The sequence below is a fragment of the Leptobacterium flavescens genome (assembly GCF_010671605.1).
In the GTDB taxonomy this organism is placed as follows: domain Bacteria; phylum Bacteroidota; class Bacteroidia; order Flavobacteriales; family Flavobacteriaceae; genus Leptobacterium; species Leptobacterium flavescens.
In genome coordinates, this window is record NZ_JAABOO010000002.1 from 482,096 (window position 1) to 496,330 (window position 14,235).

The 14,235-nt window shown below is 42.0% G+C and carries 18 protein-coding genes; 3 read left to right on the forward strand and 15 right to left on the reverse strand.

Going from position 1 to position 14,235, the window contains the following annotated elements; genetic code table 11:
• Positions 1–66: 66 nt before the first annotated feature.
• A complete protein-coding gene (locus tag GWK08_RS09845; protein WP_317168147.1) occupies positions 67–348 on the forward strand; it encodes a hypothetical protein in 282 nt (93 codons plus the stop codon).
• Between the two features lie 3 nt (positions 349–351).
• Here the strand turns inward: GWK08_RS09845 and hisIE are convergent, their stop codons facing one another.
• The 9 genes from hisIE to hisG are packed head-to-tail and all read right to left on the reverse strand — an operon-like array spanning position 352 to position 7,740.
• Positions 352–948, reverse strand: coding sequence for a bifunctional phosphoribosyl-AMP cyclohydrolase/phosphoribosyl-ATP diphosphatase HisIE (gene hisIE, locus GWK08_RS09850; RefSeq protein ID WP_163606856.1), 597 nt, complete (start codon positions 946–948; stop codon positions 352–354).
• Positions 949–972: 24 nt separating this feature from the next.
• Positions 973–1,728: an imidazole glycerol phosphate synthase subunit HisF gene (hisF, locus tag GWK08_RS09855; RefSeq protein ID WP_163606858.1), complete on the reverse strand. Its 756-nt coding sequence runs from the start codon at positions 1,726–1,728 to the stop codon at positions 973–975.
• A 19-nt stretch (positions 1,729–1,747) separates the two neighbouring features.
• Positions 1,748–2,473: a 1-(5-phosphoribosyl)-5-[(5-phosphoribosylamino)methylideneamino]imidazole-4-carboxamide isomerase gene (hisA, locus tag GWK08_RS09860; protein ID WP_163606860.1), complete on the reverse strand. Its 726-nt coding sequence runs from the start codon at positions 2,471–2,473 to the stop codon at positions 1,748–1,750.
• A 14-nt stretch (positions 2,474–2,487) separates the two neighbouring features.
• Positions 2,488–2,814 carry a cupin domain-containing protein gene (locus GWK08_RS09865; RefSeq protein ID WP_163606862.1) on the reverse strand — a complete coding sequence of 109 codons (327 nt, stop codon included), beginning with the start codon at positions 2,812–2,814 and terminating at the stop codon, positions 2,488–2,490.
• Between the two features lie 3 nt (positions 2,815–2,817).
• Complete coding sequence (hisH, locus tag GWK08_RS09870; RefSeq protein ID WP_163606864.1) at positions 2,818–3,399, reverse strand: imidazole glycerol phosphate synthase subunit HisH; 582 nt, start codon at positions 3,397–3,399, stop codon at positions 2,818–2,820.
• Positions 3,400–3,403: 4 nt separating this feature from the next.
• Positions 3,404–4,537 carry a bifunctional histidinol-phosphatase/imidazoleglycerol-phosphate dehydratase HisB gene (gene hisB, locus GWK08_RS09875; protein WP_163606866.1) on the reverse strand — a complete coding sequence of 378 codons (1,134 nt, stop codon included), beginning with the start codon at positions 4,535–4,537 and terminating at the stop codon, positions 3,404–3,406.
• Positions 4,538–4,540: 3 nt separating this feature from the next.
• On the reverse strand, positions 4,541–5,593 hold the full coding sequence (hisC, locus tag GWK08_RS09880) for a histidinol-phosphate transaminase (RefSeq protein ID WP_163606868.1): 1,053 nt from the start codon (positions 5,591–5,593) through the stop codon (positions 4,541–4,543).
• Positions 5,594–5,596: 3 nt separating this feature from the next.
• Positions 5,597–6,883, reverse strand: coding sequence for a histidinol dehydrogenase (gene hisD / locus GWK08_RS09885; RefSeq protein ID WP_163606870.1), 1,287 nt, complete (start codon positions 6,881–6,883; stop codon positions 5,597–5,599).
• Positions 6,883–7,740, reverse strand: coding sequence for an ATP phosphoribosyltransferase (gene hisG / locus GWK08_RS09890; RefSeq protein WP_163606872.1), 858 nt, complete (start codon positions 7,738–7,740; stop codon positions 6,883–6,885). The genes hisD and hisG overlap by 1 nt, the downstream gene beginning before the upstream one ends.
• A gap of 342 nt (positions 7,741–8,082) precedes the next feature.
• On the opposite strand from hisG, the gene GWK08_RS09895 reads away from it, so the two are divergent.
• On the forward strand, positions 8,083–8,934 hold the full coding sequence (locus tag GWK08_RS09895) for an OmpA family protein (RefSeq protein WP_163606874.1): 852 nt from the start codon (positions 8,083–8,085) through the stop codon (positions 8,932–8,934).
• 16 nt (positions 8,935–8,950) lie between these two features.
• Positions 8,951–9,502 carry a hypothetical protein gene (locus GWK08_RS09900; protein WP_163606876.1) on the forward strand — a complete coding sequence of 184 codons (552 nt, stop codon included), beginning with the start codon at positions 8,951–8,953 and terminating at the stop codon, positions 9,500–9,502.
• A gap of 46 nt (positions 9,503–9,548) precedes the next feature.
• Here GWK08_RS09900 and GWK08_RS09905 read toward each other — a convergent pair whose 3' ends face one another.
• From GWK08_RS09905 to fabG, 6 genes are read right to left on the reverse strand one after another with little or no spacing between them, the layout of a single operon-like run.
• The gene (locus GWK08_RS09905) at positions 9,549–10,364 is read right to left on the reverse strand and encodes a prohibitin family protein (RefSeq protein ID WP_163606878.1); all 816 of its coding nucleotides are present in this window, start codon (positions 10,362–10,364) and stop codon (positions 9,549–9,551) included.
• Positions 10,365–10,383: 19 nt separating this feature from the next.
• Entirely contained in the window at positions 10,384–12,420 is a 2,037-nt protein-coding gene (locus tag GWK08_RS09910; RefSeq protein WP_163606880.1) for a VWA domain-containing protein, read from the reverse strand.
• Positions 12,420–12,548 carry a hypothetical protein gene (locus GWK08_RS19325; protein ID WP_262887802.1) on the reverse strand — a complete coding sequence of 43 codons (129 nt, stop codon included), beginning with the start codon at positions 12,546–12,548 and terminating at the stop codon, positions 12,420–12,422. The genes GWK08_RS09910 and GWK08_RS19325 overlap by 1 nt, the downstream gene beginning before the upstream one ends.
• A 5-nt stretch (positions 12,549–12,553) precedes the next feature.
• A complete protein-coding gene (locus GWK08_RS09915; RefSeq protein WP_163606882.1) occupies positions 12,554–12,868 on the reverse strand; it encodes a YbjQ family protein in 315 nt (104 codons plus the stop codon).
• A 5-nt stretch (positions 12,869–12,873) separates the two neighbouring features.
• Entirely contained in the window at positions 12,874–13,431 is a 558-nt protein-coding gene (locus tag GWK08_RS09920; protein WP_163606883.1) for a hypothetical protein, read from the reverse strand.
• A gap of 10 nt (positions 13,432–13,441) precedes the next feature.
• Entirely contained in the window at positions 13,442–14,188 is a 747-nt protein-coding gene (gene fabG, locus GWK08_RS09925) for a 3-oxoacyl-[acyl-carrier-protein] reductase (protein WP_163606885.1), read from the reverse strand.
• Between the last annotated feature and the right edge of the window lie 47 nt (positions 14,189–14,235).

The window sequence follows — 14,235 nt, forward strand, 5'->3', positions numbered from 1 at the left end:
TTACTGGCTTATTTAGATTAAAAACAAATAAGTTTAACGCTTTGTTAGGAAAAGAACTGTTAAATTTTGAATACTTTTGTATATTTATTTAACATACCGAAGGGTATAATAAGAATATTTTATTTTATGGGAAGACCGGCAACAAAGCCAATTCGTTTTAAGGATGGCTTTTATATAGAGATAAGGAATAAAGGTTCTAAAACAAGCGGAATAAAACTCAGAAGAGATACAGAAAAGCAGATGCAACAAAGCATCAAGGAGTACGAAAGAACTAAAGACGTTATTGTTTTAGGCGAATCCAAAAATGGTAAATGGGTAAATGAGCTTGTTAAAGCAAAGCAGGACTAGACCTTAGTGCCTGCTTTTTAATACATCTACAATATCCTGCAGCTTATATCCTTTAGCCTGCAACAGTATTAAATAGTGAAACAGGAGGTCAGCACTTTCATTCAGAAAGAGCTCGTCATTTTTATCCATAGCCTCGATCACAGTTTCAACAGCCTCCTCACCTACTTTCTGTGCTATCTTGTTTATTCCTTTCCTGAAAAGGGATGCCACATAGCTATTCTGATCCGAAGCATTTTCTTTTCTATTGGTTATGATCGCTTCCAGCTGAGTGACAAATCCGTAGTCCTGAATATTTTCTTCTCCCCAGCAACTATCCGTTCCTTTGTGACAGGTTGGCCCTACCGGGAGAACACTTACCAACAGACTGTCATTGTCACAATCTGCTTTTATCGCTACCAGGTTCAGGAAATTCCCGCTTTCCTCTCCTTTGGTCCATAAACGTTGCTTGGAGCGACTGAAAAAAGTTACTTTTTCCGTTTCCAATGTCTTCTTATATGCCTCTTCATTCATATATCCCAGCATCAGCACATTTTTAGTGATGGCATCCTGGACAATAGCCGGCACGAGTCCGTCCGTATTTTTTGAGAAGTCTATTTCCACTTTTATTTTGTTTTATCCGGTATCTTAAAGGCGTACCGGGATCTTGTTTTCGTTTAATTCTTCTTTTAAATCTCTTATTTCGATCTCCTTAAAGTGAAAAACACTTGCTGCCAGTGCGGCATCGGCTTTTCCTTCCTTAAAGGTATCGATAAAATGCTGAACCTTTCCGGCTCCTCCGGATGCAATGACCGGAATATTAAGCTCTTCCGACAATCTGGCCAGGGCTTTATTCGCAAAGCCGTCCTTGGTCCCGTCGTTATCCATAGAAGTAAAAAGTATCTCCCCGGCACCTCTTTCTTCAACTTCCTTTGCCCACTCAAATAAATTGAGTTCTGTAGGCACCTTACCTCCTACCAGGTGTACTTTCCACTCACCGTCTATTTGTTTGGCATCTATAGCCACAACAATACACTGAGAGCCGAATTTGGCGACCAGCCTGTTGATCAGTTCCGGGTCTCTTACAGCCGACGAGTTTATCGAAACCTTATCTGCACCGCATTTCAGCAGAACGTCCACATCTTCCACAGAGGAGATCCCTCCTCCTACCGTAAAAGGGATATTTACCTTTTCCGCAACCCGCAAAACCAGATCTGCCAGGGTCTTTCTCCTTTCTTCCGTAGCTGAAATATCCAGGAATACCAGTTCGTCAGCTCCTTTTTCGGCATAGATCGCCGCAAGCTCCACCGGATCTCCCGCGTCTCTCAGATCTACAAAATTCACCCCTTTAACGGTTCGCCCGTTCTTGATATCGAGGCAGGGAATAATTCTTTTAGTAAGCATTTTATCTTTTTCTTTTAGCTTATTGTGCTATAATGTAATTTTCCAGTTGTTTAAGGGCTATCCGTCCTTCATAGATAGCCTTACCGATGATCGTGCCTTCACAGCCTATTTCGGCCAGTTTCGGCAGTTCATCAAAATGGGATATTCCTCCGGATGCAATTAATTTAACCCCTTCGGTTTCCCTTAGTATCTTTTGATACAGATCAAAGGCCGGCCCTTCCAGCATGCCGTCCTTACTGATGTCGGTACAGATCACATATCCTATCCCTTCCTTACGATAAGAGCGGATAAAGGGAATAAGTTCCCGATCCGATTCCTCCTGCCATCCGCTTACCGCTATCTTCTCATTGTTGGCATCGGCCCCGAGAATGATCTTCTCATCCCCGTATTTTTTTATCCATTCCTTAAAGGTTGCAGGTTCTTTTACCGCGATGCTGCCTCCTGTTATCTGGGAAGCTCCGCTCTCAAAAGCGATCCGAAGGTCCTCATCGGACTTTAATCCCCCTCCAAAATCGATTTTAAGGCTGGTTTTAGAGGCTATCTGCTCCAGTACCCTGTGGTTTACTATATGCTTGCTTTTCGCCCCGTCAAGGTCAACCAAATGAAGATACTGTATTCCGTGATCCTCAAATTCTTTGGCTACTTCCAGGGGGTTTTCGTTATAGATCTTTTTGGTGTTATAGTCGCCTTTTGATAAGCGAACACATTTACCTTCTATAATATCTATGGCCGGTATAATTCTCATAAATTCCTTAATCTTTAGGATTCATCTCCCATTACGTCATTATCTATGGTCTCAAAACACAGAATGGTGGTTCTGACATTCGAACGCGTTCTGTGCATTACATTTTTGGGGACTTTGATCATCTGCCCTTCGGTAAGTTCTTCCGTCCGGTCCTCAAAATCAACAAAGAGCTGCCCGCTGATCACATAGAAGAATTCATCGCTTTTACTGTGTTTATGCCAGAAAAAATCTTTTTCCAGTACGCTTAAGCGCACCACATGATCATTGATCTCACTCACAGGAAAGTTCTTCCACTTTTCCGTGATCCCCTCCGTAAGTTGGTTTACATCCAGTTTTTCCATATTCTATAATTCCAGAAAGTTCTTTAAAATCCTCGCTCCGGCTTCCCCGCTCTTTTCCGGGTGAAACTGTACCCCGTAAAAGTTATCTCTCTGCAGAGCTGAAGCGTATTCGGTCTCATAATCGGTTACGGCCACCGTATTTTCATTCTTCGGCGCATAAAAACTATGTACCAGATACATATGTTCTTTCTCGTCTATACCTTCAAAAAGAGGGGAATTCAGTTCTGTTATCTGGTTCCATCCTATCTGAGGGACTTTTGCAACCCCGGTGAATTTAACCACATCAATATCGTAGATCCCAAGGCCTTCCGTATTTCCTTCTTCGGAATAATTACACATAAGCTGCATTCCAAGGCAGATACCCAGTACCGGTTGTTTTAAATGCGGGATCAGTTTATCCAGCCCGGTTGCCCTCAGCTTTTGCATAGCGCTACTCGCTTCCCCCACACCGGGGAAAATAACCTTGTCTGCTGCCTTTATTTCTTCCGGATCACTGCTGAGTGTTGCTTGATAGCCCAACCGCTGAATAGCAAATTTGATACTCTGAATGTTTCCGGCTCCGTAATCTATTATTACTATTTTCATCAGTTTACAATACTCCTTTTGTTGATGGTAAAATCATTTTTTCCGCATCCCGTTTTACCGCCATTTTTATCGACTTTGCGAAAGCTTTAAAAATAGCTTCGATCTTGTGGTGCTCATTCGTGCCTTCTGCCTTTATATTCAGGTTGGCTTTTGCCCCGTCTGTAAAGGACTTAAAGAAATGGAAGAACATCTCGGCAGGCATTTTTCCTATCATTTCCCTTTTAAATTCGGCTTCCCAGACCAACCAGTTCCTTCCACCGAAATCGATAGCTGCCTGTGCAAGGCAATCATCCATTGGCAGGCAAAAACCGTATCTTTCCATTCCCAGCTTATTGCCCAGGGCTTTGTTAAAAACCTCTCCCAGTGCAATGGCCGTATCTTCTATGGTGTGATGCTCATCTACTTCCAGATCGCCTTTAACGCTGATCTCGAGGTCCATTTGCCCGTGCCTGGCCAGCTGGTCCAGCATATGATCAAAAAAGGCTATCCCCGTATCTATTTTGCTTTTTCCGCTTCCGTCCAGGTTCAGAGCGATCTGAATATCGGTCTCGTTGGTCTTTCTGGAGATCTCCGCAGTTCGGTCGCTTAATTTCAGGAATTCATAGATCTGTTTCCAGTCGTTGGTCTCCAACGCGATATAAGAATTGAGTTCTTCTCTTTTTACCGTTATCTCATCATTCCCGAGATAGGTTTCATCGTTGATGTAAATACCTTTTGCACTGAGGTTTTTGGCCAGTTCAATATCCGTTAGCCTGTCGCCGATCACAAAGGAATTCTCCAGGTCATATTCATCCGAAAAATAGGCGGTAAGAAGCCCTGTATTTGGTTTTCTGGTAGGTGCATTGTCTTTGGCAAAGGTCCTGTCTATAAAGATCTCCTTAAAAACAACTCCTTCATTTTTAAAGCTTTCCACGATAAAATCCTGTACAGGCCAGAAGGTGTCTTCCGGAAAGACATCGGTCCCCAAACCGTCCTGGTTGGTGATCATTACCAATTCGAAGTCCAGTTCGGCCGCTATTTTACCCAGATAGGTAAATGCCCCGGGGTAGAAAGCCAGTTTTTTGAAAGAATCTATCTGTTCGTCAGATGGCTCTCTGATGATCGTCCCGTCTCTATCTATAAATAAAACTTTTTTCATCTTTTACTGTTCTAATTTTTTTAAAGCTTCGAGAAGCCGTTCGTTCTCTTCGGAGGTACCTACCGTAAAGCGTAAGGTATTTTCACATAAGGGCTGAGAAGTCCTGTTCCTTACCACTACTCCTGCAGCTATCAACTGATCGTATCTCCTGGTAGCATCGTCAACACGGGCCAGGATAAAGTTAGCATCCGACCGGAACAGCTCCCTCACAAAAGAAACATTCTCCAAAGCCTTGTACAGTTTTTGCTTTTCTCCCAGGATCAGCTGTACCTCTTTTTCTACCTCTTCCCTGTTCAGCAGTCGCTTTAAAGCTCTTTCCTGAGACAGTTTGTTGACGTTATACGGAGGTTTGATCTTGTTTAACAGTTCTATCACCAGAGAAGAAGCATAGCACACTCCGATCCTGATCCCGGCAACCCCGTACGCCTTGGAAAGGGTTTGGGTAACGATCAGGTTGGGATAGTCCTCTAGCCTGTTTAGCCAGCTTTCGTTTTCGGAGAAGTCGATATAAGCCTCATCTATCACCACCATTCCCTTAAACCCGTTCAGTAAAGCGGTAACGGCTTCCTCTGAAAAGGAATTGCCTGTCGGGTTATTCGGAGAACACAGGAATACGATCTTTGTTTGCTCGTCTACTGCATTGAGTATCTTATTTACATCGGGTTGAAAGTCGCCTGTCAGCAATACCTCCCTGTTCTCTATATCGTTGGTAGCTGCCAGTACGGAGTACATTCCGTAAGTTGGAGGTAAGCTGATGATATTATCCTTTCCGGGCTCACAAAATACCCTGAATATAAGATCGAGTACTTCATCACTTCCGTTTCCGAGAAGGATATGAGAACTCTCTGTTCCTTTGATAGAAGCCAGTTCTGTTTTCAGGCTTCTTTGCTGAGGGTCCGGGTAACGGTTCACTCCATTCTCGAAGGGGTTTTCATTGGCATCCAGAAAAACCATCTCCCTTTCACTCTGATCGAATTCATCCCTGGCTGAAGAATAGGGTTTCAGCTTCATGATATTCGGCCGTACCAGGGCTGTTATGTCGGTAGTCCTGTTCATCTGTTATCCTTTTAAGGTTTCAAGTCTCAGGCTTACTGCATTTTTGTGGGCCTGTAGCCCTTCTGCTTCCGCCATTAACTCTATAGCCTGCCCGATATTCTTCATCCCCGTTTCGGAGATCTCCTGGAAAGTCATCGATTTCATAAAGCTGTCCAGGTTTACACCGCTATACTGCTTGGCATAACCGTTGGTCGGCAGGGTGTGATTGGTCCCGGAAGCGTAATCACCCGCGCTTTCCGGGGTATAATTCCCGATAAATACAGAACCTGCATTCTGGATATTATCAATATAATAATCATTTTCGGAAGTACAGATAATAAAGTGTTCCGGTCCGTATTCATTGATCAGCTCCAGAGCTGTTTTATGATCTTCCATATAGATAAGCCTGGAATTGTCAATAGCCTTCCTGGCTATCTCCTTACGCGGTAGCTGCTCCAGCTGGTTTTCGATCTCACCTTCCACTTCCTGAATAAGTTTTTCGGAAGTACTTACCAGGATCACCTGGCTGTCCGTACCGTGTTCTGCCTGAGACAAAAGGTCCGAAGCTACAAAGGAGGCATTGGAACTGTCATCTGCTGCTACCAGCAGTTCACTGGGGCCGGCAGGCATATCAATAGCCACCCCGAATTTGGTAGCCAGTTGTTTTGCCACGGTTACAAACTGATTTCCGGGTCCGAAGATCTTATAGACCTTTGATATTTTTTCGGTTCCGAAGGTCATTGCTGCAATAGCCTGGATCCCTCCCACCTTGTTTATGCTGGTTACACCACAGAGGCTTGCGGTATAAAGAATAGCCGGGTTAACTTTCCCTTCTTTATCCGGCGGGGTACATAATACGATCTCTTCGCAGCCCGCAAGTTTGGCGGGCACCGCCAGCATCAGAATAGTTGAGAACAAGGGAGCTGTACCGCCCGGTATATAAAGTCCCACCTTCTGAATAGGTCTTTTTTCCTGCCAGCAGGATACACCCTCTACGGTCTCTACCTGTATTTTCTGTGTGCTTTGTGCCTTGTGAAATTTTTCAATATTCGATTTAGCCAGACGGATCGCCTGTTTTAAGTCATCACTTATAAGAGATTCAGCTGCATCGATCTCTTCCGGAAGCACATTGGTTTCGGGCAGTGCCACTCCGTCAAAAAGGCTTGTGTACTTTGCAATAGCCTCATCACCCTTTAATTTTACCTCATTAAAGATCTCATTAACGGTGGCTTCAATATCTTCTACGGTCTGAGTGGGCCTTTTCAGGATCTCTGACCAGTTTTCTCGTTTTGGTTTGTATATTTTTTGCATTATAACACCATTTTTTCGATTGGACATATCAGTATTCCTTCGGCCCCATTGGCCTTTAACTCATCTATAACTTCCCAGAAGGTACCTTCGTCTATTACAGAGTGCAGGGAGCTCCATCCCTCTTCGGCCAGCGGTAATACCGTCGGGCTTTTTAATACCGGAAGTATTCTGCTGATGGCTTCTATTTTTTCATTGGGTGCATTCAGGAGAATGTATTTGGAACTTCTGGCTTTTAAAACCGATTGTATCCTGAACTGAAGTTTGTTAAGTGTCTCCTGGTCTTCATCACTAATTCTAGGCGAAACTGCCAGTACGGCCTCACTCTTCTGCAACACTTCCACTTCCCTGAGGTTATTCTTAAAGAGGGTGCTTCCGCTCGAAACAATATCCACAATGGCGTCGGCAAGACCGATATTAGGCGCTATCTCTACAGAACCGTTAATGATATGCAGGTCTGCTTTGATCCCTTTCTCCTCCAGGTAAGCTTTAACGGTATTCGGATAGGAAGTGGCAATCCGTTTCCCGTTCAGGCTGTTTACAGAATCATCTGCTGAAGATTTCGGAACAGCCAGGGAAACACGGCATTTGGAAAAACCAAGCCTCTCTACTGTTTTGATCTCTTTTCCTTTTTCAATTAGCAAATTCTCCCCTATGATGGCAATGTCAACCACTCCGTCTTTCAGGTATTGCGGGATATCTCCGTTCCTGAGATAAAGTACTTCCATGGGGAAGTTCCTGGCGGAGGCTTTTAACTGATCCTTTCCGTTATCTATCGATATTCCGCAATCTTTTAAAAGCTTGAGGGAATCATCGTGAAGCCTTCCGGATTTCTGAATAGCAATTTTAATTTTTTTCATTTTTAATTAGTTGTGTCCGAATAGCACAGGCTACAATAAAAAAACCCGCCTGAAGCTACTCAAACGGGTTTATATATGTGTTTTTTACAGACATATCATTCTCACCTCGCCTGAGCGACCATGTGAAAATGATGATGATGTAATTGATTAAGATTCATTTTTTTCTTTTGTCAGTACAAATGTAATTTAAATTGGATCAGACAAACAAGAAAAATTGTTTTTTTTAACAGATATGTAACTTTAATTTAAATTAGTAACACTCCTTATCGCTATTTTTAAAAAGTTATAATTGCTAAATAAAAATGAATTCCTATTTTTATTTACTCTAAATTAACAGCTTATATGAAAAATTTCCTCATAGCATTCACTATTTTTCTTCTATGGTCTGCTTTGGGTATCTGGTTTTACAGCTGTAAGCTTAAAGGTTTGTGTTTTGAAGAGCAAGCCGAAGCGGTACAGGCAACAGAAGCTAAAGAAGAGGTCGTAACAAAAGCTGTTCCCCCTAAAATCATACAAAACAATATTAAAGGTGTTATTATCCGGGAAAACAGCGGGGAAATCGAATTTCTTCCTGCATTAGATTCGGTTAAGCAATCGTTTTTTGATTTTTTAAACCGCAATCAGGAACAGGAACTGGTCCTAACCGGGCTTTATACAAAGCAGGAAACCGATTCTACGGCGCTGGCCAGGGCCGGTAAGTTAAAACAGGAATTGGTCAGCTATGGTTTAAATACAGACAGGGTGCTGGTAAGTTCGAAACTGTCGGACCTCATATATAATGAAGGTGTTTTTGAAGGAGGGATCACCTATTCCTACAGGGAAATTCCGGAGGAAAGAAGTTCCAGGGTAGAAAAAGGTATTGCCAACAAGATCCTTTATTCGGGCTTTGCATCCAATGACTTCAGGCCGGACAACAGCTTACTGGGCTATACGATCGAATTAAAGAACTATCTCGAAAAGTATCCGGCCAAGAAAGTAACCATTATAGGTCATACCGATAATGTGGGTGAAAGCGAAGATAACGAATGGATCGGACAACAAAGAGCTAACAGCGTTATGCGTTATCTGGTTTCTCAGGGAGTCTCCGGCGATAAGATCACTGCTATTTCCAGGGGTGAAAACGAACCGATTGACGACAATCGGACCCAGGAAGGCAGAAGAAAGAACAGAAGGATTGAAATCAAAATAAACTAAAAAGACTATACCTAAAATGATTATCAAATTACAACCTGTTACAGCTATAGAATTTGTAGTAGCGTTCCTGATTTGTTTTGTTTGTTTTTTGATCGGCTATTTGTTTTCCAGAAGATATTACAGGAACAGATATGAGAATGAGCTGGAAGAATACAAACAGAAAAGTAAAGAAGAAGCCCCTCAAACACAAGAAAGCAGAATAAGAGCCGTAAAGACAATGGCGCGCAAAGGCGAAGCCATTATGGGTGAAACAGACAATCTTCAGATGTTTAAAGGCGTTAAAGCCTCCAAAGGCCCTAAACTCGAACTTAATTTCGGAAGCATAGGCGTGGCCAGTGAAGCTGAAAAGGACGATCTGAAAAAGATAAGCGGGATCGGACCTTTTATCGAGAGAAAGCTAAACGGAATAGGTGTCTATACCTATAAGCAGATCAGCAAATTCAGGGATCACGATATAGATACGGTAACTCAGCTGATCGAATTCTTTCCCGGAAGGATCAAAAGAGATGACTGGATGAAACAGGCCGCCAACCTCATGAAAGAACAACAGCAGGAACAAGACGAATAAAAAAAAGACCTTCATTGAAGGTCTTTTATATTTTACAGCGCAGGGATTACTGGTTTCCTAAAATAATCGGAAGCCCGTCCTTACCACTACCTATAACAATTACTTTGCTGTTAGGCGATTTAGCCATCTCCAGGGTAGCTTCAATACCTTTTTCCTGAAGGATCTTATCGGTAAGGGAAGCACTCAATATCCTGTTTGCATTAGCCTTTCCTTCCGCATCGATACGCTGACGCTCGGCTTCCTGCTTGGCTTTCTCCAATCTAAACTCATACTCCAGAGCTTCCTGCTCCTGGCGGAGTTTACGCTCGATCGCATCTTTGATCGTAGGAGGTAAAGTTACATCCCGTACAAGTATATCATTTAGTTGAATGTATTGTCCGTTAAGTATTTTTTCGGTTTCGATCTGGATCTCTTCCTGGATCGCATCACGCTTACTGGAATACAATTGTTCCGGAGTATAACGTCCTACGACACTTCTTGCCGCCGAACGAATAGCAGGGCGAAGGATACGATCTACATAGTTCTCTCCTTTTTCCTTATGCAGCTTTCCAAGAGAAATTCTCTCCGGCTGATACCATGCGGTAGCATCTAGTTTGATCTCCAATCCGTTAGATGATAATACATCCATTGTTTCGGACAATTCCTGTTGTCTTACTTCATAGATAAAAACCCTGTTCCAGGGTGCTACCAACTGAAAACCTTCATCTAAAGGCGGAGCTTCAGTCACCACCCCTCCTCCAAGCGTTTTATACAATACACCTGCCTGACCTGAGCCAATGGTAACTGTAGATTTGTAAATAAAAATGATTCCCAGTATAAATATGATCAATACCGGCAAACCTATTTTAGGTAATTTCTCCATTTTTTAGTTTTTTATTTAATTAAATTAATCCGTTGTACTTTCTCAAAAACCATTCGGCGGTCAGAGAAAGCATTATTAGCAACAATAGATATTTCCAATCGATAAGGGGAACGATCTCTTCTTTATTCTTTTGTACGGGTTTAAAAGAGTCTCTGCTTAAAAGTTCTTGCTCTAAGGTATCGAATTGATCAGGAAAAAACAATAAGCCCCCGGAATTCTCCGCTAATTTGCTCAGTTTGTCAAGGTCTGCATTTAAAAATTGCTTTTCAATATCAAAGTCCAGAACCCTGAAACTTCCCGCTCTGCTCAGCTGCTCATTCTGAACCCTGAGCGTGAAATCGTAATCTCCCGGAGGAAGCCCGCTTAGGTCTACTTCATAATAATTGTTCTTAAGAAGCATGGGGACTGTACGGGAGTTATTATCTGAAGTGTTTTTCAGGTCAATAAAGACATTTGCATTCGGATCGAATTCGTAATTCTTATCGAAATACTGAGCGGAAATCCTTATTTCGGTGTTTCCGTTGTAGAAAGATTCAAAATTCACATCCAGGCGATTCCGTTTTTTGTTGGTAGCCAGGTAGAAGATAAGTTTACCGAAGAACTCATCAAAATCTCTGAAAGTTTTGGTATCCAGGTAATTCTGAGCCCTCCACCTCCAGATATTCTCTCCCAGGAGCACTGCCTGACGCTTCCCATCTTCTTCTGTGGTAAAAAGTAAAGGGTTTCCTGTTTCTATATTGCGGATCGTCTGATTTAATATGGTCTCAAAAGGAATATTGAAGCGGATATCTCCCAGAAAATCCTCCAGAGGAGGGTATTCCCGGAAACCGGGGTCATTCAGGGCAAAGTTACTATAAGCCGTATTTAATTCGGCCTGTACATCCTCCCGCTGGCGACTGTATTCCTTCCTGAAGTTCTGTTGAATGTTGTTAAGAAAATTCCAATCGGTTTTTGTTCCTGTAATAATAAGATTATTGGCCTTTGATCTCTCCAGTTCCGTAAAGAAATTCCTGAAACGCGAATTGGGCTGATACAATATAACCAGTTGATAATCATTTATCTTCTGAACATCTATAGAAGTTTTTTCAATATCTACTTTCCTTCTTTCGTTGCTTTCTATACTCTTTTTTAATGCCCCGAGATCGGGATGAACAATATCTGAAATTATAAGGATATTGGTTTTCTGATCTATGACCTCTACTGCAAATTCCTTGGTGTTATTTATTGTATTCTGCTCGTTGGCTAAAGGTTGAAGAACGGCAGCATATAACTGGGTTCCTTCGGCATCTGCAGAAAGAGTTGTAGATATGATCTCGGATTTCTTAGAAGGGGAGAACTGCAGCCTCTGGTTAAAGAGAACCCTGTTTCCCTTTTTGATCTGGAAATTTGTTTCGATCGCATTATCTCCGTTGTAATTGAGGATCAGTTCTACAGGGAATTCATTCTTTAGAAAAGCGTATTTATTAACATTGAGCTGCGAGATCTTAAGATCTGTTTTCTCTACCGTATCTCCCAAAACAACAGGAAAAACCTCCTGAGGGTAATTAACGGAACTATACGCGTAATTTTCACCATAGGTTTGGTTTCCATCAGAAATAAGCAGTACCGGGGCTTTTTTGGTCTTGTATACTTTTCCCAAAGAAGACAGCGCCTCATTTATTTTGGTCTGCCCTTCTCCATAGTCGAAGTTGCTGTTGGTTTTCAGGGAATTCCCGAAGGTGACAAACTCCAGATCAAATCTGTCGTTAATAGAATTACTGCTTCTTATTTTTTCAATAAAATCCGTGCTTGATCCATCCTGACCGAGAAAAGGTACCGAAGAAGAATTATCGACAGCTACGATAAGCGATGCTTTTTCAATATAGTTGTTCTTCTTCCTGAATTTCGGGTTAAAGATGAGCAGTAAAATAGTAGCAACACTTATAAACCTGAGAATTGCATATATCAGTTTATTTCTGACCGGTGCATTTTCTTTAGATCTGAAATACTGAAAAAAAACTACAATAGCAGAGAGTACTGCGGTTAAAATAAGAAGGCTAATTGTCTGCGTCGTCATTAATAATCTCTTTTCTCAAAATCTTCCCTGTTCTTCTCCTCTATACGCTTTACTATGAAATAAACCAACACAGCCAGTAAACTCAAGCCGGCAAACAGTGCAAAAATCAAGAGTATAAATCCCTCCATCTTTACTATTTTAATTTTACGGCCGTACCGTAAGCCAGTATTTCGGATGCTCCCTGCATTACCTGCGATGTCATAAACCTTACATTTATTACCGCATCTGCTCCTAAGCGGGATGCATCATCCAGCATTCTTTTAATTGCCTGTTCGCGGGCATCGGCAAGCAGTTTGGTATACTCGGAGATCTCTCCTCCCACCAGGTTTTTAAGACCGGCAAAAATATCCCGGCCAAAATCTCTGGCTCTGACCGAGCTTCCTCTCACTACCGTGAGGGTCTGATCTATTTCCCTGCCTGCAACATAGTCTGTAGTTACATAAATCATAGCGTTTATTTTTTTACCTTGATCAGATCGAAAGAATCGAAAAAGGCTTTCATACTCTTATTATCATCCTTATCTGCCATACAGATTATCTGGCATATATAGAGTAAATTATCTACCAGCACTATTTTCTGATTGATAATCGTACTCCCCTGGATCTCTATTTTAGCCGTCCTCCCCGGAAAACCATTAAAAAATATGTTTTCCTTGGAAAGGAGTTTTCCGTTTACATTGGTTACAGCACCATTAACTGCCCCATCCAACACAGTATCTTTAAAACCCGGATCTTCATTAGACATATATTCCTCCGGATAGGCCGTAAAGGCCGACATATATACCAGATTGTCATCATTCGGGTTAAAGGAGTTATCCAGAATATAGAATTTCATCTCCAGGTCCCCGATCTGACTCGGTATCGTATTGGTTTGTTTTTTTGGTTGGGATGGAAAATCCACCCTGTAACCTTCTCCTTCGATCTTAATAGTTACCCAATCGGTCTGAGCCGAGAGGGATAAAAAGAAGAAAAAGCTAACGATAAACGTTAAAGTTTTGAGTTGAGTTTTCATTTATATGTGATTAGGTAAGCATCCCACCGTCTACATTGATTACCTGACCGGTAACATAGGCAGACATATCGGATGCCAGGAATAAACATGTATTGGCAACATCTGTAGTTGTTCCTCCTCTTTTTAACGGAATTGCATCCCTCCATCCCTGAACAACTTTCTCATCCAGTTTTGCAGTCATTTCCGTTTCGATAAAACCAGGAGCAATAGCATTACATCTGATGCTTCTTGAACCAAGCTCCAGGGCAACCGATTTAGTAAAACCAAGTATTCCTGCCTTGGAAGCTGCGTAATTGGTCTGTCCGGCATTTCCTTTAACTCCTACCACACTACTCATATTAATGATCGATCCCTTACGCTGCTTAAGCATGGTTCTCTGCACAGCTTTGGTCATATTAAATACCGACTTAAGGTTTACTTCGATCACCTTATCAAAATCTTCTTCGGTAATACGCATCAGGAGATTATCCTTGGTAATACCGGCATTATTAATGAGTACATCTATACTTCCGAATTCTTTAACAACATCTTCTGCCAGTTTCTGTGCCTGCTCAAAATCGGCGGCATTGGACTGATAGCCTTTGGCTTTAACTCCATATCCGTTCAGCTCTTTCTCTAATTCCTGAGCTGCTTCTACCGATGAACTGTATGTAAACGCAACATTGGCTCCCTGCTCTGCAAAAACCTGGGCGATTCCTTTTCCAATACCTCTACTGGCACCTGTGATGATAGCTGTTTTTCCTTCTAATAATTTCATAAAGATTATCTTATTCTTAATTGATTAGTTATATAATCCAAATATAA